The sequence below is a fragment of the Aminobacterium sp. UBA4987 genome, from assembly GCF_002396985.1.
GTDB classification, from domain to species: domain Bacteria; phylum Synergistota; class Synergistia; order Synergistales; family Aminobacteriaceae; genus Aminobacterium; species Aminobacterium colombiense.
This window is the reverse complement of sequence record NZ_DGZF01000012.1, coordinates 26,610-51,102: the sequence shown is the minus strand read 5'-3', so window position 1 is coordinate 51,102 and position 24,493 is coordinate 26,610. Positions and strand designations below refer to the sequence as shown.

Below are 24,493 nucleotides of genomic sequence, written 5' to 3'. Positions count from 1 at the left end.
AAATGATGGGGAAAAGAGCGAAAACTGAGTATCCGATACACGGACTCCTTTGCAATCGGTGGAGCCCAAGGGCATTTACAAAGCAGATTCCGAGTAAAGATCAACTTCTATCTCTTTTCGAAGCTGCCCGGTGGGCTCCGTCATGTTACAATGATCAACCCTGGTTTTTCATTATAGCTACAAAGGAAAACATTAAAGAATTTGAGGTCATGCTTTCATGCCTCGTAGAACAGAATCAGGTATGGGCTCAACATGTTCCTGTCCTTGTAATTGGCATAGCAAGAACGGTCTTTGCCCTCAATGGAAAAACAAACCACTATGCCTTCCACGATCTTGGGATGGCCATACAGAACATGGCCCTTCAAGCAACAGCTATGGGGTTGGCTGTTCATCCCATGGCGGGATTTTCCAAATCATGTATACGAAAAACCTATAACGTACCGGAAGAATACGATCCCATGACCGCAATAGCGATAGGATACCCTGGAAACCCTGACGAGCTGCCAGAGCTACTAAAACAGGAAGAGCTGGAACCCAGGGAACGGAAAAGGGTTCGCGAATTTGTTTTTACTCGGGCGTGGGGAGGAAAATTTACAGATTAGCCATTACAAACACAAGGAACCTGGCTTGACAACCAGGTTCCTTGTGTTTGTACGTTAAGAACGTTTTTGAATCCATTGGGGCATATCTTCTCCCAGGGCTGGGATACTTAAAAAATCTCCTGACTGGCGAGTCAATTTAAACTTTTTCTCTATTTCCTTAACAACATTTTTCTTTTCATCCATGATCTCTACATGGATGGTGTGGGATTTCCCAACAACAAAAAGAACATCCCGTCCGCCGGCTTTCAGAAAAACTGGTTTTCTTGCCGTGCTTATATTAACTCTTACCCATGGATATGGAGCCAGGTCTTTCCCGTCCATGGTTATGGCTTTGTTGTCTATAAGCAAATTGTACCCTTTCCCAGCGTTATAAAGAAATATAGAAAAAATCACAAAAAATATGATCAATCCCACGTTTACTGTCATACGCCTCATCATAATGCCTCCTGTCTACGCACCGTTAGGCATTTCCACGCAAAGCCCGCCGTGCCCGCTCTTTATCCCGCTGCCGGCGCCATGCATGAAGCACAAGAGCTATTGCAATAATTCCATAGGAAACAAAAACTCTAAAGTACTCACCTAACTGCGCCTCGCCAATGAGATACTTGCCAGCCATAGGCGAAACTACAAACATGAGATGGAAAAGCACAACCCCTAGAAAAACATTGGGGATGGTAGCTTTCGTAACACTCGCTCCTCCAACAAGAAGGGCTGCGATTGCAAACATCCCAGCTTGCTCATGACTGTTATAGGTATTCATGGTACCTATGTTCTGTAAGAAGAGTATCTGACCGTAACAGGCGAGGACAGTGGATATAACGATAGAAATGATGCGGGTCCGCTCCACAGGGATACCTGCAGAATCTGCAACTTCCATATCCTGCCCCACTGCCCGCATATCCTGCCCCAACTTTGTTTTGCGGAACCATACCACAAAGATACAAAAGGCAGCGATGACTAAAAATGTCGCAACAGGAATAGAGATGCCTCCTATGGTGAGTGGAATAAAATTATCGAGGCATTTTCGTATGTTTTCAAGATTGGTTACATTGCGAATGCCGAATCCTCTTGATAGAACAAGATCAGGGCTCTTAATAGGAAAGACACTTCCAAAACCATATAGGACAATAAGCTGATAGACGCCATTCATGAAAAATCCCAGTATAAAAGACGTTACCATTTCGCGCCCCTTAGCCTTGTTCAGAATCACACCGCACATCCATCCAAGGAAGATAGCCAGCGGAGTTGATATGATCATGGCCAAAAGCATTCCGGGAATGCCCACTACGTTCCAGTCTGTAATAAGAATGAGCCCTATTTCTCCAGCCATCGCCCCTAACACCATACCAAAATTCAGCCCCATGCCTGCCATAATTGGAATAAGAAGGGAAAGGACAAGAAAAGAGTCCCGGGCTAGGCGCACAAGCATCTCCTGTACCAGATATTGGGGTGAGAACCGCGATATTGGAATAGCAACTGCGCTTAGAGCTATGAATATAATAGGAACGGCGTTGCTAATAAGAAAATGGATCAAATTATCCTGAAAAGACGATTTTTTTGTCATCATGATTTCACTTTCACCGCCCTCGTGAGAGCATACAGAATCATACCGTTGGAAACTATGATCCGTATGACTTCTGACATGTCAGTCTCAATGAGGCTATTAATGACCGATGGAGTCATGGTCAGAATGCCTTGAAACAAGATTGTACCAACAACAACATTGAAGATAGACGCTTTGTTTACCGATGCTCCCCCTATGAGAATAGCGGCTACCGCGGGGAAAGCCATGTAAAAAGGCCCCATATACAGCTGTATGAAGCCAAAACTCTGTTCATATATGATGATCCCAATTGCGCCAAGAACAGTAGAGAGGATGACTGAAAGGGTCCTCATTTTATTCACATCCACCCCAGCTGCTTTTGCATATTCAGGATTCGACCCTACAGTGGTCATAGCCGTTCCAACTCTCGTCTTCATGAATAGCCACATTACAAAACACAGAAGTGCGAAAAAGAGAATCATACCTGTGGGGCAATAGAAAAAGTTGCCTAACTTAAAAGAAAGTATGTCACTAATGGCTCTGTTCCAGTAGCCATCCACGGAAATAGTGGTTCTAAGGCCAGTTCCCGCATACCCCCACACCATGTTCGCGCTTTTATATGGAAGGACAAGCCACATGATACACATAAAAGCAACAGAGGAAAAACCAACGTAGGTAGCGATCATCATTTCGCCACCCTTGACTCTATTGAGCAGCTGCCCATAGAGCCAGCCAAGTACAACCGCTATGGGAGCAGCGATGGCCATGGCTGTGAGCACTCCCATAAGACCTGTTATGCCTATTTCGATACTTGTTACTGCTCCTAAAAGACCGGCAATGATCCCTAGAGGCAAACCGAAATTAAGCCCGCATCCTGCCTGGATCATAGGAACCATGGCCAAAACCATGACCCCATTCATGCCAAAACGGACAAGGGTATCACTGATGGACGTATCTACGCGAACCCTGACAAAGGGTGCCATGACAAAAAGGCCGATGAGGAAAAGGCCTATAATAACTCTGGGCCAACCGGCTTTTTCTACAAAATTTCGTAAGCTATTCATCATACACTCACCTTTTCTGCCCCGTTTTTGATTTCACCAAGCATCAGCAGACCAAACTCTGTAGAGGGGCATGTTGCAGGACGGGTTCCTGCAATTTTTCCTTCATTGACAATAGCAATTCTGTCACATATGGAACGCAGCTCTTCAAGCTCCGAAGAAATCATAACAATTGTTGTTCCCCGTTTTTGGTTATATTCCCTCAAGGTATCAAGAACTACTCTCTTAGCCCCTACATCTATGCCTCGAGTGGGCTCTGAAACAAATAGCAATTTCGGATGGAGAGCAAAGGCCTTTGCTAAACACACCTTCTGCTGATTTCCTCCAGAAAGCTCCTGAACCCGCTGATAATCCCCAGTACATTTGATTTCTAGAGAATCAATATATTTTTTAGTGACTTCTTTGATTGCTTCCTCATCTCGAATCTTAAATAAACCACCTAAAACTGGCTTTAAATATTTTTGCTGCATCTGGAGTGCCGTAAAAATAACATTCCATGAGATGGGTTCTTCAAGAAGAAGTCCCACTCCTCGACGGTCTTCCGATACAGAAGCTATGCCTACAGATAACGGGGATCGGGGATCATTCAATATTATTGGAGTTTCACCAAAGGTGACGGCTCCCCCTGACGGATACATCCCCATAATGCCATTGGCTATTCCTAATTTTCCCTGGCCGGCCAATCCTCCGATTCCAAATATTTCCCCTTCTTTTACTGTGAAAGATACGTCACGCACCGTTTCTCCGGGCATATCCACCCAAAGATGCTCTACCTTGAGGATATTACCCGCAAGGGACCTCTCTGTCTCATCCCTGGCAAAGGCTGCCTCAATGCTTCTACCAACCATGTGGGTTGCTATTTCCATAACATTCGTTTTGGCCGGCGTTGTTTCATGAACAACCTGCCCGTCCCGCAAAACCACTATCTTATCGCAGACATCAATCACTTCGTGAAGCCTGTGGGAGATAAAAACAATAGCAATGCCAAGGGCTGCCAACTTGCGCATGGATGCAAGAAGTATCTCGGCCTCTGATTCTGTCAATACAGCCGTTGGCTCATCAAGGACAAGAAGCTGTGTTTTTTTCTTATCGATTTCCCTCGCTATTTCCGTAAATTGCTTATGCCCTACAGGCATTTCTGATACAAGGGTATCAGGACTGATCAAAACATTGAGCTTTTCAATGGCATTTTCGCCCCGTTGTCTCATTTCTTCAGTATTAAGAGTGCGAAGTCTGTCTCCGAAGGATTCCACAAGAAAGTTATACTGGGTAGATTCTCTGTTGAGAACGATGTTTTCTGCTGCAGTAAATCCTGGAATAAGGGAAAACTCCTGATGGACCATTCCTATTCCCGCATCAAGAGCATCAAAGGGACTTTTAAATTGAGCTTCCTGGCCGTTAATAAAAAACTTGCCTTCGTAACCACCTGTTTCCTGTATTACAGGCATCCCGAAAAGGATGTTCATTAAAGTGGATTTCCCCGCACCATTTTCTCCAACAAGGCCAAGGATTTGTCCCTTTTCGAGGGTGAAACTTACATCTTTTAACACCCTGTTGCCAAAATACGCTTTGCCGATATTTTCCATCTTCAATAAGGGTTCAGATAGAGCCATTGCTGTCACCTCTTCACATCTAAGCCTTCTATAGAAAATTCTCCCCAGAAATAGGAGCAGATATAAAGGGGAGGAAAGTTTCCTCCCCTGAAAAGGCTTGTATCTTTGTTGCTATGCTGTTTCTACGGGGCCCATTATTTAATGGAGAAATATTTCTCCGGTACCTCTACTTCAGTCATTCCAAGGTAACCAAGGCCAAACACGTAAGTATCCTGATAGACAAGGATATGGTTGTTTTTCACTACGCCAGTAGCAATATCGGTGTAAAGGCTTCCATTCCACTTAGCCCCTGGAGTATATTTTCCGTAACATTCGAAAAGTGCTTCCATATCTTCAACCTCTGCAGCACCTTCCAGTACTCTCTTGGCAAATTCGCCAAGGGCAGCAGTGGTAGTATAGCCATAAGAGTATGCCCATGTCCCCATTCTCTTTGCTCCGCCTTTAGCGTCAACAGCCTCTTCCACTCTCTTGAGAATTGCTGGCCAGTCACCCTTCACATCAGAAAGCTCAATACCAAGAGCGCCAGGATATCCCATCAAAGGTGAAGGAAGATCCGCTTCTACAAAATATCCGCCCTCTTCTGCGATCCTCTTCAGCAAGGGTTCTGTATGAGCGTCATTTGTACAGAAGAATGCCGTATCTTTCCCATACTTTTCAAGCCAGGCTGGAACTTTCTCAAGAATAAACTGCTGTGCACCTGCAACTCCCACGTCGCTTGTCGGGTCTGGAGCCGTTTCAAAATGGAAGCCTATGCCAAGATCGTTACATGCCGCTTCCATAATGTTACGACGGCGGGAAAGAAGCTCATAGCTCATGTGACGAGGGAAGGAAATATGAACAAATTCTTTTGCTCCCATTTTCTTCGCTGCATCTACAATAAGATATCCACGAGCTATATTGTCACAGTTGATGACAAGGTCTGCCGCTGATTCGATAACACCTGGATCTTCGTGGGCCTCGCCAGCGAAAAGTAAAATATCAGAGCGTTTCTCACGAACTCTTCTGAATGCCTCTGTTGTTCCTGGAATAGCCTGGTTCACAATGATAGCTTTCATCAGAGGATCGTCTGCCAACCCTGAAATCTGGGCAATGGTGGTTTCCATTTCAACCATGAAATTGTCCGGATAGGTAATATGTTGGATCATACCGCCATCGCTGACACTGCCATATTCTTCGATAAGCCGTTCTGCCCCCCGAAGGTCATCTTCGGACTGTGAAACTGTACCGGTGCAAATGCCAATATGGAATGCAGCTTTTTCTGCTGGAGCTTCTGCTGGTGCCTCAGCAGGTGCAGGTGCTTCTGCAGGTTTCTCTTCAGCCGGCTGTTCCGCTGGAGCTTCTGCTGGTGCCTCAGCTGGCTTCTCCGCTGGTGCCGGCTCCGCAGGCTGTTCAGCCTGGGGCTGTGGAGCAGGTGCCTGTTCCTGAGGTTTGTTCCCCATCATCATCCAACCACCTACAGCAACTAAAAGAACAATAACTAAAACGATAAGTTTCTGTTTGTTCATGACGTTACCCCCCACTTTAGTATATAAATCTATACTTTTATTTGAAGACTTCACCATGCCTATTCTATGAATAAAGCATAGAAAAAACAAGAGAATTCTTATCTAAAGTGATCATTTCTTTACCAAAGTAAACAAATTAAATAAAAAATAAACGGGAGGACATTTTTGTCCTCCCGTGGGAAAGGGGAAATTTATTTTTAATGGCACGGCCAGGCCATTCCTCATATGATTCCTCAATTTCTCTTATGACCCCAACCAAACCTATCACTTGGAGTTTTTGCAATCGTTCTCTCCCGATTCGCTTTGACAGGATCTGGCTTGTCTTTCTTGTTCTTTAAGTATATTATACACAAAATAAAACACATAACATGGTTCAATAAAACAGTAATAATAGATTTATTAGATACTTTATTGTATCTTTACACAAAGACATTACGAGTAGAACTAAAATTAGGGAGGAACTAAGAGATGCTTGAAAAAATTGCACAAAAAATCGCTTCTTCTACCGCCGAGCTTATAAATATAGACTTGATTATTACTGATGAAAAAGGAATCATTATCGGGGCTAGCGACCCTAGCAGGAAGGGGTCTCTTCATGAACCTTCCCTTGAAGCAATCCAAACAGGAAAGATTTCCATACAGAGAGAGAACGAAGTTACACATTTAACGGGCGTGAAGCCTGGGGTAACTTTACCAATTGAATTTACTGGGAAAAGAATTGGAACCATAGCCCTCACAGGTTCCCCAGCAAAAGTTACCCAATTCGGCCTGCTTGTAAAAAAGCATACAGAGCTGATATTAAGCGAGAAGTTGTTCTCTGAAGTTTTCTTTATTCGAAGTCGGGCTATCCAAACCCTTATGGAGCAAATCGCCTCTTTTAACCCCGAGCGCGATGATGAATCATCATTGTATGTTTCAGCACGCGGACTTGGGTTTGAGCTTCAAATTCCAAGAATTGCCATAGCAGCGGAATTACTCTATTCCCGACCGGCAGACGAGGTTACAGACGTGGGAACTGCCCCCTATACCCAGATGGACGTGCTCATGGCCATAAGAACAGCCTTTAACCGACCTCAAGACATTTCAACCATGATGGATTCTGACCGCTATGAGATATTAAGGGCCGCTAACTCTTTGCTCAATGAAAAGGAAGTCGTGGAAAGAACTCGAAAAGAATGTGAAGTGCTACAAGACCTTCTCCAGGAGAAAGGGCTACATATTGTCATTGGCATTGGATCTCTTGCTCAAAACCTGTCAAGGCTCCCAGCTTCCCATCGCGACGCCTGGAAAGCCGTTACTATAGGGAAAAATATTTATCAAAAACCGGGAATCTATTCTATCGGAGACATGATGCTTGAAGATCTCCTGACTACAGCGAGCCGCGATGTTGCCGAACGTTACAGAAATTCCCATTTAGCTCCTTTGAGGAAAGCTTCCGACAGTCAGGAGCTCATTCATACCTTTCGGGTCTGGTGCGAGCATCGCTTTAGCCCAAGCGCTGCTGCTCAAGCTCTCAACATCCATAAAAACACGCTCAACTACAGGATCAATAAAATTGAGTCTATCTGCGGGCTTGATTCTCAGAATTTCAAAGAGATATTTTCTCTCTATACAGCAATCATTATCCACGAACTTTCTGATAGGGGTGACAGTCAGCTCTTTTTGCGATAATTAACGATGCTTACTCCTGTCAAAACCAGTCCCCCGCCAATGATACTAGACAGAAGAAGGGGTTCTCCAAGGAATATCCAGGCCACAGCTACAGCTACAATGGGACTGATATAGAGAAATACCCCAACTTCAGAGGCGGGAAGTAATTTTAAAGCATCGTACCAAAAAACATAGGCAAGAGCGGAACAAAAGACTCCAAGAAAAAGTGTGCTTCCCCAGCCCGCCATATCCAGCTTTGAAATTTCTCTGACACCCTGAAACAGAAAGGGGATCGACGAAAAAAACCAGCCGGATAAAATGACATAGAACATGGCCAAGGCTGGGGGAATGGTTTTAAGCACCTTTCTGGAAAAAACAGAGAAAAGAGCCCAGGTGAAAGCAGAACAAACCACAAGCAATTCCCCGAAACTGTAATTGCCCTCTTTCAGAAAGGCTAAATTCCCTTTTGAAAGAATAAAAAGCACACCAAAGGCAGCCATGATAATTCCCAAAGATTGTCTTTGGACGAGTTTTTCTTTAAGTAAAAAAGCACTGAGCAATGCGATGATAACGGGGGTGCAGGCTATGATAAGCGCGGATATTCCAGCAGCTGCTGTGCGAAGGCCCCGTGCTTGGATGTAATTATGCAGAAAAACCCCAAAGAAACCCAGAAAGCACAGCTCTGTCATTTGATGGAGGGGAAGGAGCTGGAGCCTCTTTTTCAGAAAAAGGACTAGCCCAAGTACAGCTGCCCCAATTCCAAAACGAAGCCACAAAACAGCTACTGGAGAAACCTGAGATACAGCTATTTTAGTAGCTGTATAAGACCCTCCCCAAAACAGAACCGCAAGAAGCACCTTGAGTCGCGGATGGGTAGAAGATGTCACTTATAGAACTCCTGTCCCTCCTAATAGAAGGAGTTTAGTTTTTTTGCAAAGCGCTTATCCAGCTCATGGCGATAGGAGTATATTTTATTCACATATTTCACATTTTTCCCCCCATAGTATTTCAGCAGCGCCCGTCCCAAATCTCCATTGGAAGAACTGAGATAACATGAAAATATATATGTTCCCACTAAAATGTTATTTTTAGGTTTCATCATTTCTGTGAGGGTCCTAATATGGGAGAATGCCTTTCCGATGTTATGCCTGTGCACTTTCCAATTGATCTGCATGAGGCCATAGGCTACCCGGGATTTTGCGCTGTCTCGCACTCTTGATTCTTTGATAATTATTGCCGCTATGAGAAATGGATCAACACCGAAAGTATGGGCTGCTTCTAAAACATAGTGTGCGTAGCTTTCAGCCCGTTCTGCCCCGAGATGTTTGTTCTTTTCCTGAAAAAACTCAGCAATGGCTTCTTTGCGAACTTGATGTTCCGCCTCTTTCTGCTGTCTTTTCTGAGCAACAACAGTTCTCTCCTTTTGTCTTTGGAGATTTTCCTGGTGGGCGTGTATTTCAGAAGGAAGGGTCAGATATTGCCCCTCAGCCCAGGAAGGAGGTGCCCCTCTTACTTCCATACAGAAAAGTGTAAGAGCAAGAAAGAAAGTTACCCTCAGGAAACGCCAAGCCATTATCAACTCCCCTTTCCTCTTTAAGCCTTTATTCAAAGGTCTTAAAGGTTCAAGTTGAACCTTGTTTTTATAGGCCGTAATTAGATTTAATGATTGGAGGTATTTTAATTGATATTCAAAATCTTATCAACCGTCATCATGCCAAGTCCTTCTGTGAAGGATCCCGTACACGGGCGGTACCACAAAGAGCGCAAGGGTTCCTCCAGCGAGTAGACCCCCTATCACTACAATGGCCATAGGGGCGCGGTAAGGGCCTCCTGCCCCCTGTCCTAAAGCCAACGGAATCATGGCAATAATAGATGTCAGATCAGCCATAACGATAGGGCGCAATCGCACAGAGCAGGCTTCACGAATTGCTTCTCTGGGAGAAACCCCTTCTTTTCTCTTTTTTTCAGCGTAATCTATGATTACAATGGCATTGTTCACCACAAGGCCTACAAGCATAACCACACCAAGCAAACCATAGAGGGAAATAGCAGTGTTTGTAATATACAGAAACGGGAGAACACCAATTGCAGAAAGAGGCAAAGTGACCATAATAATAAGGGCATAGACGTAGGATTCAAGGATAGCAGCAATCATCAGGAAAGTGAGTACAGTAGCCATGGCAAATGCCACAAAAAGGTAAGAAAAATTTTCTTTAATATCCTCTACCTCGCCTGCATAGGAAAAACGATAGCCTCTGGGTAAGGTTATTTCTTTGAGCCTTACCTGTATTTCTTCAAAAGCGGAACCTACACTTCGACCGTTCACATCCCCTTCTATGGTAATAGCACGTGTCCGATCAGAACGGAGAATACTTGTTGGGCCCACTCCGTGAGTAAACTCTGACATTGATGAAAGGGGAACGAAACCTGCGGGCGTAGCGACAGGAAATTCCTCCACATCGCTCATATAGGATATGTGGCCTGGATCAAGGAGGGTCAAAATATCATATTCCCTTCCTTCTAATCTAAAAACACCTGCTTTTTTCCCCGTAATATAGTTGCGCACCGTATCGGCAACATCTTTTACTGAAATCCCTAAAATTCCCAGGCGCCAAGGTTTCGGGATAACTTGATATTCAGGACGTCCCAACCGCCAGTTTGTATCAACATCAACTACTCCCCGGACACTTCGCATTGTAGCAACAACTTGACTGGCAATTTTATTGAGTTCTTCGATGTTTTCCCCTGAAACAAGAATCTGGATCGGTTTGCCAGGAGACCCTCCGCCACTTACAGAGGCAGTGATACTCGCGTTTACATCTGGGACCCTTTTGAAATATTCCCGCAGCTGCTCAGCCAAATCAAAGGAAGTGGGGCGCTTCGGTTCATCAGAAAGGATGATTCTGAGGCGGCTTTGATTCACTCCTACATCTGCTCGACTGCCTCCCACCGCTACTTCTATTGCCGCCACTCCAGGTAAAGACCGAACATGTTTCTCCACAGCTTCCGTCACTTCTTCTGTGTAAGAAAGAGATGAAGCAGAAGATAGTTCCATGGATATTTCCATGAGTCCGCGATCAACCCGAGGAATGAATTCTGTTCCCAACATGGGAAGAAGAAAGAGAGATGCTATAAAAGCAAAAAGGAAGAGAGCAAGAGTCAAATAACGGCTATCAATGGCTTTCCTTACAAGAATACCATGGGCTTTATCAAACTTATCGTACATCCATGACCACCAGGCTGTTGCTTTCTGACTAAGAACAGAAGGTTTTGAACCATATCTGATTCGCGCCGCAACCATAGGAGTTAACGTCATGGCCACCCAAAGTGAAAAAATTGTAGCAAAGACAATAGCCAGAGCGAAATCACGCAAAAACTGTCCCGCTATGCCTTTCATGAACACTACAGGGATAAACACTCCTAAATTTGTAGCTGTGGTAGAAAAAACAGAAAGGGCAATATCTGCCGTCCCCTTTTCTGATGCTTCAAAAGGGCCTTCTCCCATCTCCCTGTACCGATAGATATTCTCAAGTACTAGAATAGAGTTGTTAACGAGAATCCCGACAGAGATGGCAATGCCGAGAGTGCTCATCATATTCATTGTTATGCCAGAGACAAACATGGGAATAAATGTTGAGATAATCGCAGTAGGCATTGCCACTGCAACAACAAGGGTCAGAGAAATGCGTTGCAAAAACAGGAAAAGAACGAGGCCAGTAAGAAGAATACCCACGACCATGTCGCGAAAAACATTTCGTATTGATTCTCTGATAAAGGTAGAGATGTCATCTGTAATTGTAACTTCAAACCCCTCTGGCAAAAGAAGTTTAATATCTTCCAGTTCTTCTTTGATTCTATCGCTCACTTCAACAATATTGCTTCCTGGAGTGGCAATGCAATCGAGAAGGATAGCCTCTTTCCCCTCATATTTAGCGTACCCTCTTCTCTCTTCCGTGGTATCTGCCACTTCGCCGATGTCACCAAGACGTATGGAAGTGAATCCATGCAGCGGAATTCGTATGTTCTCCAGCTCTAAGGGGTCTTCCACTTCTCCTAGAACGCGGACGGAGAGCTCTTTACGTCCCTGAACTATGTGGCCCGAAGGATCATTGAAATTATTTCTTTGCAAAACCTGAATAATCTTGTCTGGAGAGATCTGATATTGATATAATTCCACCGGATCAAGATAAACATGGATCTCCCTTTTTAACCCGCCAATAATCTCAGCCCTTGCCAACCCTTGTAATTGGGTCAGTCTACGCTGAATTCTGTCTTCCACAATATCAAAAGCATATTCCGGGGGGAGATTTGATGAAATAGCGATAGTCATGAAGGGAAAGGCGTTAATATCAAATTTTTCCGTAATGGGATCCTTAGAATCTTCTGGCAAAATTCCGCTTATTGCTTTTACGCGATTGGAAACATCCATAGTGGCTTCTGAAATGTTGATATCATACTCAAACTCCACTACGACAAAGGAAATCCCTTCTAAAGAATAGCTGCGGATACGTTTGACTCCTTCAACCTGAGAAACAGCATCCTCTATTGGCTTGCTCACTAAAAGTTCAATTTCAGAGGGCCCTGCCCCTAAGTAGGTTGTCGTAACAGAGATGACAGGAATGTCTACTTCGGGAACAAGGGCTATACCGAGATTTAAATAACTATACACTCCCAAGACAATAGCCATAAGGACGGTTACACTTGTAAATACTGGCCGAAAAATAAACACTCGCAAAAATTTCATGCCAAACACCCCATGAACCTAGGGCTTTTGCCCTTTCTGAATGACCACTACCGTCGCTCCGTCATATACTCGGTCTACTCCCTCTCTTACTAACACTTCTCCTTCATCAAGCGCTCCACGAACCTCCAATAGGCCATCCTGACTCTTCCCTGGATTAATTTTTCTTCGAAAAGCCTTGTCTTCGGTAATGACAAAAACGTACGCTTCGTTTCTTTCCCTCCGCAACAAATCATCGGGAATTACAATAGCATTTCTTCTCGAATCCATACGAATCTGCACCTCTACAAAGGTCCCTGGATAAAGATTCAGCGGGCGTTCGAGAGATATCACTCCTTTATACATTCCTGTTTCAGCCTGGGCCTCTGGGTCAATGCGCTTTATTACTCCTCGGGTTACTGTTTCACTATAAAGAACTCTGCAAGGAACGCCAACATCAATGTGGAGGGCATCGGAAGAAGCGATCATGACTTCCAGTTCCAGGTCCTTCAGACTGGCTAGACGGAAAAGTTCCATTCCAGGCTCCGCAATTTCCCCTACATGAATGTTCTTTGAGAGAACCACTCCCTTTGTCGACGAGCGGATCGCTGTTCGCTGAAATACTGTTTTCGCCTCTTGCAGACGGGCTTTTCTCTCATTAAGAAGGGCAACAGCCTGCTCTACTTCTTGTTTTGATATGCCGCCAGCCTGGTAAAGATGCTTCTTCCTTTCGAGATCTCGCCGGGCATTCTCGAACTCAGTCTGTTGAGAGGTCAATACCGATGTCTGAGTGACCTTCTCAAGCTCGCAGAGAATATCCCCTGGAATGACCATATCTCCCACATCTACATGGACAGATGACACAAACTCCCGAACATAGGCTGTTATAGACTGCTCCGAAGCAGCCCTGATCTTGCCATAATAGGTTTTCCAATAATCCCAGTAGGCTCGTTCCACTACATAGGAAGTAACAGGAATTCCAGCTGCCGCTATCTCTTCTTTCATAGAGGTCTGGCTTTTTTGCTCTTCTCTCTTCTGACTGAAGAAAAAAATACACCCTATTCCTAATAAAATGATAACAAGCAGAAGAAACATCACTTCTTTGCGTGTTTTCATGGCTGCCCCTCTTTTTCATTGTCCTGTTTCGACAAACCTGCCGTGAGAGGACAATATAATCCTGCCGCTTTCTTTAGATTCGCCAATGCCTGATGCGTTTTCCGAACAGAAGCCAAAAACTCTGGACATAAAGGATGCTAGAAAGTATAGTATTCTAATAATTTAAAACCTGTCAAGACGCAATACATGATACCCCGATATCTAAAACTGAAGGTTTCGAATTTGATTGACAAAACGAAAAACTTCTGCATAATAGTAAGATACAAGAAAGGGTAGTGAAGATGTGGCCCCCTTTTGAAGGAGGTCATTTTTTTATGCCCTATGAGAAACAGGAGGCACTTTTATATTCATGGAACAAAACAATTTTGAGCAATACGAGTTACGGGCAGAACTCCTAAAAGCCCTCGCGGAAAAGGGATTTTCAACACCAACCCCTGTGCAAGATCGGGTTCTGTCTGAAAAGATTTTTGAAAAGGATATTATTGTCAGAGCTAAGACGGGATCTGGGAAAACTCTCGCATTTCTTCTCCCTCTACTGCAGAAACTCACGGCGGGAGAAAGGGAATCTAAGGTTCTCATTCTTTCCCCTACAAGAGAACTCTCCCAGCAAATATGGAAAGAAGCCAAATGGTTTGGAAACTATATTAATGTATCTGCCGCCTCCCTCGTTGGTGGAATGGATATGTCTCAGCAGATACGCTCTCTTCGAGATGGTTCCGCCGTTGTAACGGGAACGCCTGGTCGTGTCCTTGACCATATCAGAAGGGGTACTCTTGATACGTCTGGCATAAAAATAGTCGTTCTCGACGAAGGGGATCATATGCTTGATCTGGGATTCAAGGAGGAGCTGGAAGCAATTCTAGATAGCCTTCCAAACTGTCAGAGAGTATGGCTTTTTTCAGCAACTATGCCGGCGGAAATTAAGAATCTGGCAAAACGATATCTTAAAACCCCTGTCTTTATTTCTCTTACAGAAGAAGGGGAGGCTCATGAGGATATTACTCATGAAGTATATTTGGTACCCACACGGCACAAGGAAGAAGGCCTTATTAATGTACTCTTGTGGGAAAAGCCCTCACGAGCTATTGTTTTTTGTCACACCAGGGCTGAAACGGTAGAGCTGACTCGACGGCTTCATGATGAGAACTTCCAGGCTATGTGCCTTCATGGAGAGATGAGCCAAAGGGAGAGGAATATGGCCCTCTCACAATTTAGAAGTGGACGGACTCCCCTCCTTGTAGCAACGAATGTTGCAGCCAGAGGTCTCGATGTGGAAGGTGTTTCTCATGTTATACAAATGGGATTGCCTGATAATCGTGAAACGTTTGTCCATAGGAGCGGCAGAACTGGACGAGCCGGGCATGAAGGGCGCAACCTGCTTGTCCTTTCTCCAAAAGAAGCAACGGGCTTCAAGAGCATGGTGAAAACATCCACCATTCCAATTACATGGAAGAATGTTCCTGATCCTAAAGATATCCGCAAGAAACAGCGCATTAGCTATGAAGAAAGAGTCTTTGCCGCTGAGCATTATGAAACCTCAGAGAATCTAGAGTGGGCAGATTCTCTGCTGGAGTGCAACGAGAGCAGAGCTATGATCGCTCGGCTTCTGGGATTGCTTTTCTCCAGAAAGAATGCCGGATACGAATTAACTGCCGATCTCGAACAAGATTTGAAACGGGGACGCACACCCCGAAGAAGCAGAAGCAAAGAAAGCGGAAGCGCGGGATCATCTCTTCAGACCACCATTAGGATCGAACGTGGCAGAGACCAGGGTTGGGATGTTGGCAAAATCTTGAGGGTCATTTGCTCCACGTTGAACATTGACAAGTCGGGAGTGGGTGCTATTCGTTTACAAAATGACCATGCCCAGGTGGAATTGCTCCCGTCTATAGAAAAAGATTTTGAGCGTTTTGGCCATCGTCTTATTGAACGAGGACTAATAACCGAAGGAAGAAAATCATATAAAGCGGTAGAAAAACGTGGGAAAAAGCCTTTCCGTCAGCGGAAGAAAAGATAATAAAAAAGCGGAGCCTTGAAAGCTCCGCTTTTCTTTATTATCTTCTTATTCTCTAATACCCTAAAACTACAGCTTCTGAACGTTGGCAGCCTGTGGCCCCTTTTCTCCTTGAGTAACATCGAAGGAAACTCTCTGATTCTCAGCCAATGTTTTAAAGCCGTCACCCATGATTGCACTATAATGGACAAAGACGTCTTTTCCCTCATCTGTCGTAATAAAACCATACCCCTTGCTATCGTTGAACCATTTCACTGTGCCCTGAGCCATAAAAAAGAATCCTCCTAATGAAGAATATGGAGCCGTCTATACAAACACGGCTCCTAGACGATACCTGATCGAGTAAATACTGTCAAGCAATATTTAAGATTTTGCGCTACTCAGCTGGGCTCTACTCCTATTCTTCCTGGCAAAACTCATCTATAGATATTTTCCCCTTTTGTTTCAGGAACAAATAACGCACATACAAAACTCAGAAGGACTGCCGCAAAACATGGGAATAACACCCGCTGAAATAAGAGAGGACCCTGAAGAAGGTTTCCATAACGATCAAGGATTTTTCCTAACAATGTTGTAAAAAGACCGATGGAAAGAAAACACGCCGTATTCATAAGGGAAATAGCAATACCTGTGAAGTTAGAAGGAGTTACTTCTCTAGCAAGAGCCCATGATACAACGTAACCTGTCGCAGTAAAGCCCATTATAAAAAAAAGAGGTTTGAGTATTGCAAGTGGCGGTTGACCTCCATTGTAAAAGACAAGGATTGCCCATGTTGCGACATTCAGGGAGGCAAGAAAAAGCATGGGCCATTTACGCCTCCCCATCCTATCTGAAAACCATCCTGAAAAAAGGCTGCCTACCATCAGCCCTATTAATATGACTGCAATATAAGAAGAAGCGCTAGTAGTAGGAAGACCATATACCGATTCCATATAAGCAACTCCCCAGGCACTTGTAAAAGACAGACTGGCTCCTTGATTGAAGGAAAAGAAAAAAATCACTGGCCATAGATGGCGCACACGCACCACTTGTTTAAATCCTTCTTTTAGGCTAGTTTTCCCCCCAATGCTCTTGTCTGAAGATTCGTTGCGCTTCCTCTCTGATTCGTTAATAGAGGGGAACCCCATATCCTGAGGGCTATTGCGAACAAAAAGATAGCAAACACCAGCAAGGAAAATTGAAAAAACTCCTATGGCAGCAAACGTCGTCCGCCACGTAAGAAAAGCTACAGCTAAAGCAAGAGGTGTCTGGGCCAAAAGCCCCCCTCCATTACCAATAAGGGATGTCATTCCGGAGAGCGTTGCAAATTCTCGCTCACGAAACCATTGTGATTGAACTTTCAAAATAGAAACAAATACTGTGGCAACACCAATACCCACTAGGAAACGCCCCAAGAAAAGCACGGACGCAGTAGGGGCATACCCAAAAAATAGCGCTCCTACTCCAGCGATGAGGGTACCGACGGAAATAGTTATTCTTGCACCAAGAGAGTCTACCAGGAGGCCAACGGGGATTTGCATCATCATGTAGGCATAAAAGTAAAGGGATGCCAGGGTTCCAAAAGCCGCTCCGCTTAAACCGAAAGCTTCGACTAAATCGTTACGCACTACCCCAGCGGCAAGCCGATGGAAGAATACAACCACATAGGATAAGACCATTACTCCCCATACAATCCATCTGTAGCGTAAGCCTCTTTCCATCTCCTCATCTTTTCCCACATAAAGCACCTCCCTAACAACAAGCATCCCTTCTTTAATCTCTAAAAAACAGTACCATAGCATAAAGACAAGAATACTTCTAGCTTCTCATACATGATATAATTTCTGCCGCAGAATAGATAAAAAGGTGAAGAAAATGATTCAACTTGTAAATATTACTCATTTTTACGGGGAACAAGGGCTCTATAACTCTCTGAATTGGTCTATTACACACGGAAGTAAAACAGGCCTCATTGGGAGTAACGGCACTGGAAAAACAACTCTCTTTAAAATCATTATGGGACTGGTAGAACCCCGTGAAGGAAATGTTTACTTTCCCAAAGGCATCCGTATTGGGTATCTCCCCCAAGATCTCGTAGAGATAGAAGACACCGTCCTCCTTCACTATCTTAAAAAACAGGCCGGGATAGCCCTTGTGGAAAAAGAGCTGAGAGCTACAGAAGAGGATATAGCCAGAGCTGCTAAAAACGAGGAAGAGTATCATTCTTTGCTCAAAAGGCATGATCACCTCTCACATCGTTATGAACAGCTAGGGGGTTACGAATTTGCCGCCATGGCACAAAAGGTAATGAAGGGGCTTGGCTTCTCTGATGGCGATGGCCAGAGGTACACAAGTACGTTTTCAGGGGGCTGGAAAATGCGTATTTCTCTAGCAGCCATGCTACTTTCTTCACCTGATATCCTTCTGCTCGATGAGCCCACCAACCACCTCGACACTGAAAGCATGGAGTGGCTTGAGGATTGGCTTTTAAATTTTAATGGCACTCTCATCGCCATTTCTCACGACAGACATTTTCTCGACAAAATCTGCACATCAACTGCGGAGCTTTCACAAGGCGCCATCTCTCTGTATAAAGGGAATTTTTCGTGGTTTCTGGAAGAAAAGGCCCGGCGAAACGAAGAAAGAGAACGTATAGCCCGTAAACAACGTACCGAAATGGATAAAAACCTCGCTTTCATCGAACGTTTCCGATATAAGGCAACAAAAGCGACACAAGTTCAGAGCCGTATTAAAAAACTCGAAAGGATGAGCCTTGTAGACACTGATAGCTCAGAAAAGGCGGTCGCTATCCATTTTCCCCAATGCCCTAGAAGCGGCCAAGAAGTTATTTCTGTCAAGGATGTCAAAAAAACATATGGTGACAACCTCATTTTCAAGGACATTTCTTTTTCTGTCCACAGAGGAGAAAAAATCGCTCTCGTCGGCGTGAACGGTGCCGGGAAATCTACTCTTTCAAGACTCATCAGTCAGTCAGAAGTTCCTACAGAGGGAAATATTTCTTACGGCTATAATGTAAAGATGGGTTTTTTCTCTCAGGAAAGCGCTCAAAACCTCAACTACAATCGAACTATCTGGGAGGAAATTTCCAATACTGGCTATCTCGGAACAGATACAGAAAAGAGAGGTCTTCTTGGAGCTTTTCTTTTTTCCGGTGATGATATTTATAAATTAATATCTGTTCTGTCCGGTGGAGAAAAATCCCGGGTAGCTCTCCTTAAGCTTCTTCTGGAAGAAACAAACCTGCTCATTCTTGACGAGCCGACGAACCACCTTGATATTCGAACTCGAGATATATTTCAGCAAGCATTAACAGAATATCATGGTACTATTATTATCGTATCTCATGATCGGTATTTCCTCGACAAACTTGTATCACGAGTTATTGAGATACGGGAAGGGAAAATTTTTGAATATCCAGGAAACTATTCTTATTTCATCCAGAAAAGAGCAGAAAGGCTCGAAACTGAAAAACTATCCCTCACCGAAGAATCCAGCAGGGAGAATGCTACTCCCTCTAAAAATGATGAAAAAGAAAGAAGGCGGCGAGAGGCCGAAGTAAGAAACCTTCTATACAGAAAAAAGCAGAAAATCGTGAAAGATCTCACACCTCTGGAGACAATAATTGAAGAGCTGGAAGAAGAAAAGCTGCAGATTGAAACCTCTCTTTGCGACCCCTCATTTTTAGAAAACACTCTTGAGGTTCAGAAAATTATGATGCGGCATAACGAAATTATGGGGCTGCTCGTTACGTACATGAAAGAATGGGAAATGCTCATGGAACAAATTGAAACTGTGGAAGAAAAAGTGAAACAAAAGAGCTCATCATGAAAAAGGATCAAGACCCTTTTAAAAAATTAGCACCTTATTACGATCTTTTTATGATTAAAGCTGGTCTTTACAAAACAAATACCATACTTAAAATGGTTTCCCTTGAGCCGGAACAAAGAATACTGGATCTGGGAGGAGGAACCGGCTATTTAGCCCGCAAACTCCTCGGAGAAAAAAGGGAAATACACGTACTTGATACAAGCCCTCATATGACCCGCTTTTTACAAAATACTCCAGTTATAACTACACTTGGAGATGGACGAGCAACTCCCTACAAAGAAGATTTTTTTCATGGGGTTATTCTTTCAGACACCTATCATCACATAGAAGAGCAAAACATGTTGCTTCAGGAAATAGACAGAATACTTGCTCCCGGCGGTTTTTTGCTCATTCACGATTTTGACAAGAACTCAATTCTTACCGCATTGATAGGTTGCCTTGAAAAACTATTCATTTCTCCTGTGTTTTATACTACGCCCCAGCATCTTAAAGAAAAGATCTTAAAAAGGAACTACGTTCTTGACAAAGAAACCTATGGCTTGTACTGGTTTATCCACGTCTACAAAAAAATGATCCTTTAATGATAAAATGACTGTCGGTCTATTTAAATTAACTCTCTAGGAGGGTACATTATGACGAAACGTTCCCTTATATGTTTTGTTTCAATCATACTTATATTCTTCTCAAATCCTCTTTGGGGGGGACAAGCGGAAATCATGACCCCTAGCCAAAGGCTCCAGCACCATTTCATAAAAGAACTGGACCCCGAAAAAATGACAATAATTTTTGACGAAGAACCAGATGAAAGTGGATATATCCGCGATATATATATGAATTTGGAAGGGGCCATCATTGGTGGTGTTCGAATTGACAATCTCTCTCTTCGAGCCATGGGTGTACAGCTCACCCCCATGAGAGACTGGGGAGAAAAAGGGCCGGAAGCAGACTACATTATGAACATTCTCGCTAAAGGCATTATTGATGAGGATGACATCAACAGGAACCTGATCCAAAAAGAGTTTGGAAACGATGATCACTGGCACAACATACAGTTGGACATCCATCCTGAAGGCATTTACGCCAAAGGATACTATCTTGTCCGCTTGTTATTCAAGCTTGACATCCTTATCGAAATAGAAAGCCGGCTCAAAATAGTGGATTTTCAGCAAATATGGCTTGATAACTATAAGGTTCGGGTTAACAGAGTGGATGTGCCTGAGTTCATAACAGAAAAGGCTGTCTCTCAAATACAGCCCCTTTTGGACCTCAGCAAGTTCGTGTTTCCGTTGAAACTAACGTCAATCTCTTATAGTGACACATCTATAACTTTGTCAAGCGCTAAAGAGCCTCAACCTTTTGAGGGGGTTGTTTACAAATATGAAAAAGAATCTTCAACTCCCATAGTTTGCTCAAACTCCGGTAAACAGTGAATGCCATAATGTACTGCGCCCCAGAGACCATTATCGACATTTTTAAGCAACAACACCGGGATAGTGTTGAGAAAGGCGCTATGGGAAGAGGAAAAAGTGAATTCTTTCCTGAAAATATCATTATCAACGATCCATGGATTGGAGATAGCCACGCCGCCAGAGATAAAAAGTCCTCTGGAAGGGGTTACGGTTAAAGCAAAATCCCTGCAGGCTCTGGCATAAAATGTAGCAAATAGCATGGCAGTAAGAGATGACGGACTTATCTTTTCCGCTACTTCCAGAGGGGTTAAAGAGTGTCCCGTTAAGAACTCATAAAGAAGGGACAGGCCTTTTCCGGAAACCACCATTTCTTTTGTGATGTAAGAGGCCGAAGTCCTTTTCCTGAGAAAAACCTCGAAAGACTGCTCTTCTTTGAGAAAAGCAAAGGTTGTGTGGCCCCCCTCAGATGGCAGGGGGGCATATTTCTGAAAAGCATATGGAACAAGCACGCCGCATCCTAGACCTGTTCCTGCCCCTATCACTGCAACATGTCCTTCCGGATCCATCTCTCCTTCATTGACTGTGAAATAGTCCCCCTTATGGAGGGTTAAGCAACCATAGGCCTGGGCAATAAAATCATTTACTACCAAAAGAGGGGCTTGACTATAAGCTCGTCGAAGAGAGGCTATTGGTATGGGCCAGGTCACATTGGTCAAAGCGATGTCATCTTGTTTTCTTACAGGGGCAGGAAGAGCAAGCACACTAAACAGCACTTCATCAAAGGAAAATCTGCCGTCTTCCATACGAATCTCTTCTAAAATTTCAAAGAAAGATGCATATCTGGCCGTTGCCTTTCGAATAATCTTTTCGAGAAAGACCTTCTTATCCCTTACGGAAAAAAGTGCAAAACGACTTGTAGTTCCACCAATATCCGCAGTTAGAATATGCACTATCTCCCTCCTCACTGAGGAAAAAAACGAGTCAGGTAAACATTCAACCAGGCAATCAAAATAACAAAGAGAAAAACGAAACAGAGCAATTTCAACTTGTTTTTCATGGAATTGCCTTTTTTCGTTTCTCAGAAATAGCCCCTTCTATAAACCCCTTGAGACTGTTGTCAATAAAATACCTTTCTCTTCGTTGCATTTCAGTGGAGAACTCAAAAAACCCCTTGAGATTCGCATCCTTGTCCAAAACTATATCTATTAGTTCTTCCCGTGTTCCTGAATGTTTTTCCACAAAATTTCTCCATAATCTCATCTGTTCAAGAGCTTTCAACAAAAATCTCTTCCCATCCCGAACCCAACCATAATGGGCGTAACATAACATGGAGAAAGAGCTCTTTATCAAAAATTCAATGGACTCCTCAGCACTGTGAAAGAAAAAACGAGGCGGGGTTGCAGGGCGCATATAGAAAGTTTTCCCTTCTACATCTCCTATATACGTTCCTGCGGCTTCTCCCGCGAAAAGGATCGGGAAGTCTTCTTCCAAATCATAAAAAATCGCCTGATGGTGGGCAGCATGACCTGGCGTCATGAAAAATCTTACTCCTTCCACATCTCCAGGATCTGCAAAGGCATCTTCAGAAATAGCCTTCATCTCCCCATAGACTTCCACCATGTCCCGTAATGTTTCGAGACTTGCAGCCAGAAGCTTTGAAGGGTCTACAAGATGTTTGATGCCATTGGAAGGAGCAACTATTTTCGCTTTTGGAAAAGTGTCCATGAAATCTCCCATCCCTCCGGCATGATCCATATGAACATGAGTGAGCAGTACATAATCTATGGAAGGGGTTCCCAGCTCTTCCAAAGCCCCATAGAGCCGGGGCAGAGTTGAGGCCGGGCCCGGATCGATCAAGAGGGTTCGGTTTCTTATCTGATCCCTAATAAGCCATGCCGATATGAATTTCTCAAAACCTGGACGTGCAATGGGCAGATCAATAAGATATAGAGAACCTCCCTCAAATTCTGCAGCGAGATGGGGGAACTTTGATTGGTAGAAACTGTGAATATTCAACATTATTTTTTCCTCCAAGAGCTTTCTTTTTAAACTAAAATCATGTATCTTCTTATACTCGACATGGTTTTGTACATTGCCTAGTGTAGAGAGAATTTAATAAGGCTGTCAAGAAAAAGTCCTCTTACATTCCTTGTATGAAAGGTGTTAAAACGTTACCATTAGTATAGCGTAGTATAAAAAAATTTATTTGGAGGTGCTGCAGTGGAAACATCCCATCACTACGAGTTTGATCTCGAAAGATTTATGACGAGAGAAAAATTCGAACGAATTAAGGCTTTTGCGGCAGATAAGGAAACACCTTGCCTCATCATCGATCTTGATGTTATCGAGAAACAATATGATTCATTAAAGAAAGGCATGCCCTTTGCAAAAATCTACTATGCCGTAAAGGCTAATCCGCTCGATGACGTGGTGAAACTGCTCGTTGAAAAGGGAAGCTGTTTTGATATCGCATCGGTATACGAACTTAACCAGGTTCTAGCTCTCGGAGCCACACCAGACCGCATTAGTTACGGCAACACTATAAAGAAGGCTAAAGATATCGCCTACGCATACGAAAAAGGGGTTCGTCTTTTTGCTACCGACTCGGAAAGCGACTTATACAAGCTGGCAAAACATGCTCCCGGTTCAAAGGTCTTTTTTAGAATCCTAACAGACGGAAGCGGAGCCGACTGGCCCCTATCACGAAAATTTGGAGCCCATCCTGATACTCTCTACAAGCTTATTCTAATGTCTAAAGAGCTCGGCCTTGAACCCTATGGAGTTTCTTTTCACGTAGGGTCCCAGCAGCGGGATTTAGGGCAGTGGGATCATGCTATTTCAACATGTAAATATCTTTTTGACTCTGTAGCTGAAAAAGGAATTCGCCTCAAGATGATCAACCTTGGCGGGGGATTTCCTTCTCAGTACATTTATCCTACAGTCGGGCCAGAAGTTTACGGAACAGAAATAACGCGATACCTAAAAGAAGATTTTGGAGAAAATTTGCCGGAAATCATTCTTGAACCTGGCCGATATATGGCAGGAGACGCAGGGGTCATGGTCACAGAAGTTGTTCTTGTCTCAAGAAAGTCTGAATTTGGCCAATATCGGTGGATTTACCTTGATGCGGGAAAGTTCGGAGGACTTATTGAAACTCTTGATGAGTCCATTAAATATCCTATCTATGTAGAGAAAAAAGGGATAGTACAAGAAGCGATCATTGCAGGCCCCACATGCGATAGCATGGACATCCTCTACGAACAGTACAAATATGAACTACCTCTGACCCTGGAAGAGGGAGACCGTGTTTACATCCTTACAACGGGGGCCTATACACAGAGTTATTCATCAGTGTATTTTAATGGATTTCCTCCCCTTGCGGCATATATTTTGCCACGGGAGGAATAAATAGCTAAAGCTAAAGGAGATGAG

Annotated in this window: 20 protein-coding genes; 7 read left to right on the top strand and 13 right to left on the bottom strand. The window is 43.8% G+C overall.

Translation table 11 applies throughout. The features are described 5' to 3' along the window. Positions 1–2 precede the first annotated feature (2 nt). Positions 3–602, top strand: a complete 600-nt coding sequence (locus B2U56_RS09300) for a nitroreductase family protein (protein ID WP_286953545.1) — start codon at positions 3–5, stop codon at positions 600–602. 54 nt (positions 603–656) lie between these two features. Here B2U56_RS09300 and B2U56_RS09295 read toward each other — a convergent pair whose 3' ends face one another. From B2U56_RS09295 to B2U56_RS09275, 5 genes are all read right to left on the bottom strand, one after another. Next, entirely contained in the window at positions 657–1,040 is a 384-nt protein-coding gene (locus B2U56_RS09295; RefSeq protein ID WP_286953542.1) for a DUF6672 family protein, read from the bottom strand. 22 nt (positions 1,041–1,062) lie between these two features. Beyond that, positions 1,063–2,169: an ABC transporter permease gene (locus tag B2U56_RS09290; protein ID WP_414631803.1), complete on the bottom strand. Its 1,107-nt coding sequence runs from the start codon at positions 2,167–2,169 to the stop codon at positions 1,063–1,065. Then, on the bottom strand, positions 2,166–3,209 hold the full coding sequence (locus B2U56_RS09285) for an ABC transporter permease subunit (RefSeq protein WP_286953604.1): 1,044 nt from the start codon (positions 3,207–3,209) through the stop codon (positions 2,166–2,168). The genes B2U56_RS09290 and B2U56_RS09285 overlap by 4 nt, the downstream gene beginning before the upstream one ends. After that, positions 3,209–4,819, bottom strand: coding sequence for a sugar ABC transporter ATP-binding protein (locus tag B2U56_RS09280; RefSeq protein ID WP_286953540.1), 1,611 nt, complete (start codon positions 4,817–4,819; stop codon positions 3,209–3,211). The genes B2U56_RS09285 and B2U56_RS09280 overlap by 1 nt, the downstream gene beginning before the upstream one ends. Before the next feature lie 134 nt (positions 4,820–4,953). Continuing rightward, positions 4,954–6,324, bottom strand: coding sequence for a DUF3798 domain-containing protein (locus tag B2U56_RS09275; protein ID WP_286953538.1), 1,371 nt, complete (start codon positions 6,322–6,324; stop codon positions 4,954–4,956). Positions 6,325–6,792: 468 nt separating this feature from the next. On the opposite strand from B2U56_RS09275, the gene B2U56_RS09270 reads away from it, so the two are divergent. Beyond that, positions 6,793–7,995 (top strand): CdaR family transcriptional regulator, encoded by a 1,203-nt coding sequence (locus B2U56_RS09270; RefSeq protein WP_286953536.1) that lies wholly within the window; start codon positions 6,793–6,795, stop codon positions 7,993–7,995. Here the strand turns inward: B2U56_RS09270 and B2U56_RS09265 are convergent. The 4 genes from B2U56_RS09265 to B2U56_RS09250 all read right to left on the bottom strand — a co-directional run bounded on the left by B2U56_RS09265 (position 7,977) and on the right by B2U56_RS09250 (position 13,810). Next, positions 7,977–8,861 carry a DMT family transporter gene (locus tag B2U56_RS09265; protein ID WP_286953533.1) on the bottom strand — a complete coding sequence of 295 codons (885 nt, stop codon included), beginning with the start codon at positions 8,859–8,861 and terminating at the stop codon, positions 7,977–7,979. The genes B2U56_RS09270 and B2U56_RS09265 overlap by 19 nt on opposite strands. Positions 8,862–8,881: 20 nt before the next feature. Continuing rightward, positions 8,882–9,547, bottom strand: coding sequence for a transglycosylase SLT domain-containing protein (locus tag B2U56_RS09260; protein WP_286953530.1), 666 nt, complete (start codon positions 9,545–9,547; stop codon positions 8,882–8,884). 126 nt (positions 9,548–9,673) lie between these two features. Further along, positions 9,674–12,718, bottom strand: coding sequence for an efflux RND transporter permease subunit (locus tag B2U56_RS09255; RefSeq protein WP_286953527.1), 3,045 nt, complete (start codon positions 12,716–12,718; stop codon positions 9,674–9,676). An 18-nt stretch (positions 12,719–12,736) separates the two neighbouring features. Beyond that, positions 12,737–13,810 carry an efflux RND transporter periplasmic adaptor subunit gene (locus B2U56_RS09250; protein ID WP_286953525.1) on the bottom strand — a complete coding sequence of 358 codons (1,074 nt, stop codon included), beginning with the start codon at positions 13,808–13,810 and terminating at the stop codon, positions 12,737–12,739. 349 nt (positions 13,811–14,159) lie between these two features. On the opposite strand from B2U56_RS09250, the gene B2U56_RS09245 reads away from it, so the two are divergent. Beyond that, a complete protein-coding gene (locus B2U56_RS09245; RefSeq protein WP_213700843.1) occupies positions 14,160–15,827 on the top strand; it encodes a DEAD/DEAH box helicase in 1,668 nt (555 codons plus the stop codon). Between the two features lie 66 nt (positions 15,828–15,893). On the opposite strand, the gene B2U56_RS09240 is transcribed toward B2U56_RS09245, so the two are convergent. Next, entirely contained in the window at positions 15,894–16,094 is a 201-nt protein-coding gene (locus B2U56_RS09240; RefSeq protein WP_013047758.1) for a cold-shock protein, read from the bottom strand. Positions 16,095–16,240: 146 nt separating this feature from the next. Further along, positions 16,241–17,542, bottom strand: coding sequence for an MFS transporter (locus B2U56_RS09235; protein ID WP_286953523.1), 1,302 nt, complete (start codon positions 17,540–17,542; stop codon positions 16,241–16,243). 136 nt (positions 17,543–17,678) lie between these two features. On the opposite strand from B2U56_RS09235, the gene B2U56_RS09230 reads away from it, so the two are divergent. From B2U56_RS09230 to B2U56_RS09220, 3 genes are read left to right on the top strand one after another with little or no spacing between them, the layout of a single operon-like run. Then, positions 17,679–19,652, top strand: a complete 1,974-nt coding sequence (locus B2U56_RS09230; RefSeq protein WP_286953521.1) for an ABC-F family ATP-binding cassette domain-containing protein — start codon at positions 17,679–17,681, stop codon at positions 19,650–19,652. After that, positions 19,649–20,233, top strand: coding sequence for a class I SAM-dependent methyltransferase (locus tag B2U56_RS09225; RefSeq protein WP_286953519.1), 585 nt, complete (start codon positions 19,649–19,651; stop codon positions 20,231–20,233). Before B2U56_RS09230 ends, B2U56_RS09225 begins: the two co-directional genes overlap by 4 nt. A 51-nt stretch (positions 20,234–20,284) precedes the next feature. Beyond that, complete coding sequence (locus B2U56_RS09220; protein WP_286953517.1) at positions 20,285–21,082, top strand: LmeA family phospholipid-binding protein; 798 nt, start codon at positions 20,285–20,287, stop codon at positions 21,080–21,082. Here the strand turns inward: B2U56_RS09220 and B2U56_RS09215 are convergent. Then, complete coding sequence (locus B2U56_RS09215; protein ID WP_286953514.1) at positions 21,022–22,011, bottom strand: glucokinase; 990 nt, start codon at positions 22,009–22,011, stop codon at positions 21,022–21,024. The two genes, B2U56_RS09220 and B2U56_RS09215, sit on opposite strands and share 61 nt — an antisense overlap. A gap of 103 nt (positions 22,012–22,114) precedes the next feature. After that, positions 22,115–23,080, bottom strand: a complete 966-nt coding sequence (locus B2U56_RS09210; protein ID WP_286953510.1) for an MBL fold metallo-hydrolase — start codon at positions 23,078–23,080, stop codon at positions 22,115–22,117. A 201-nt stretch (positions 23,081–23,281) separates the two neighbouring features. Here B2U56_RS09210 and B2U56_RS09205 point away from each other — a divergent pair, with 201 nt between their 5' ends. Next, positions 23,282–24,469 carry a type III PLP-dependent enzyme gene (locus tag B2U56_RS09205; RefSeq protein WP_286953507.1) on the top strand — a complete coding sequence of 396 codons (1,188 nt, stop codon included), beginning with the start codon at positions 23,282–23,284 and terminating at the stop codon, positions 24,467–24,469. Positions 24,470–24,493: the final 24 nt, after the last annotated feature.

Coding starts and splice junctions, on each gene's coding strand:
- B2U56_RS09295 (WP_286953542.1), bottom strand. CDS start 1,040: ATGATGAGGCGTATGACAGTAAACGTGGGATTGATCATATTTTTTGTG.
- B2U56_RS09225 (WP_286953519.1), top strand. CDS start 19,649: ATGAAAAAGGATCAAGACCCTTTTAAAAAATTAGCACCTTATTACGAT.
- B2U56_RS09270 (WP_286953536.1), top strand. CDS start 6,793: ATGCTTGAAAAAATTGCACAAAAAATCGCTTCTTCTACCGCCGAGCTT.
- B2U56_RS09230 (WP_286953521.1), top strand. CDS start 17,679: ATGATTCAACTTGTAAATATTACTCATTTTTACGGGGAACAAGGGCTC.
- B2U56_RS09300 (WP_286953545.1), top strand. CDS start 3: ATGATGGGGAAAAGAGCGAAAACTGAGTATCCGATACACGGACTCCTT.
- B2U56_RS09260 (WP_286953530.1), bottom strand. CDS start 9,547: ATGGCTTGGCGTTTCCTGAGGGTAACTTTCTTTCTTGCTCTTACACTT.
- B2U56_RS09290 (WP_414631803.1), bottom strand. CDS start 2,169: ATGATGACAAAAAAATCGTCTTTTCAGGATAATTTGATCCATTTTCTT.
- B2U56_RS09220 (WP_286953517.1), top strand. CDS start 20,285: ATGACGAAACGTTCCCTTATATGTTTTGTTTCAATCATACTTATATTC.
- B2U56_RS09240 (WP_013047758.1), bottom strand. CDS start 16,094: ATGGCTCAGGGCACAGTGAAATGGTTCAACGATAGCAAGGGGTATGGT.
- B2U56_RS09285 (WP_286953604.1), bottom strand. CDS start 3,209: ATGAATAGCTTACGAAATTTTGTAGAAAAAGCCGGTTGGCCCAGAGTT.
- B2U56_RS09280 (WP_286953540.1), bottom strand. CDS start 4,819: ATGGCTCTATCTGAACCCTTATTGAAGATGGAAAATATCGGCAAAGCG.
- B2U56_RS09210 (WP_286953510.1), bottom strand. CDS start 23,080: ATGTTGAATATTCACAGTTTCTACCAATCAAAGTTCCCCCATCTCGCT.
- B2U56_RS09245 (WP_213700843.1), top strand. CDS start 14,160: ATGGAACAAAACAATTTTGAGCAATACGAGTTACGGGCAGAACTCCTA.
- B2U56_RS09250 (WP_286953525.1), bottom strand. CDS start 13,810: ATGAAAACACGCAAAGAAGTGATGTTTCTTCTGCTTGTTATCATTTTA.
- B2U56_RS09255 (WP_286953527.1), bottom strand. CDS start 12,718: ATGAAATTTTTGCGAGTGTTTATTTTTCGGCCAGTATTTACAAGTGTA.
- B2U56_RS09275 (WP_286953538.1), bottom strand. CDS start 6,324: ATGAACAAACAGAAACTTATCGTTTTAGTTATTGTTCTTTTAGTTGCT.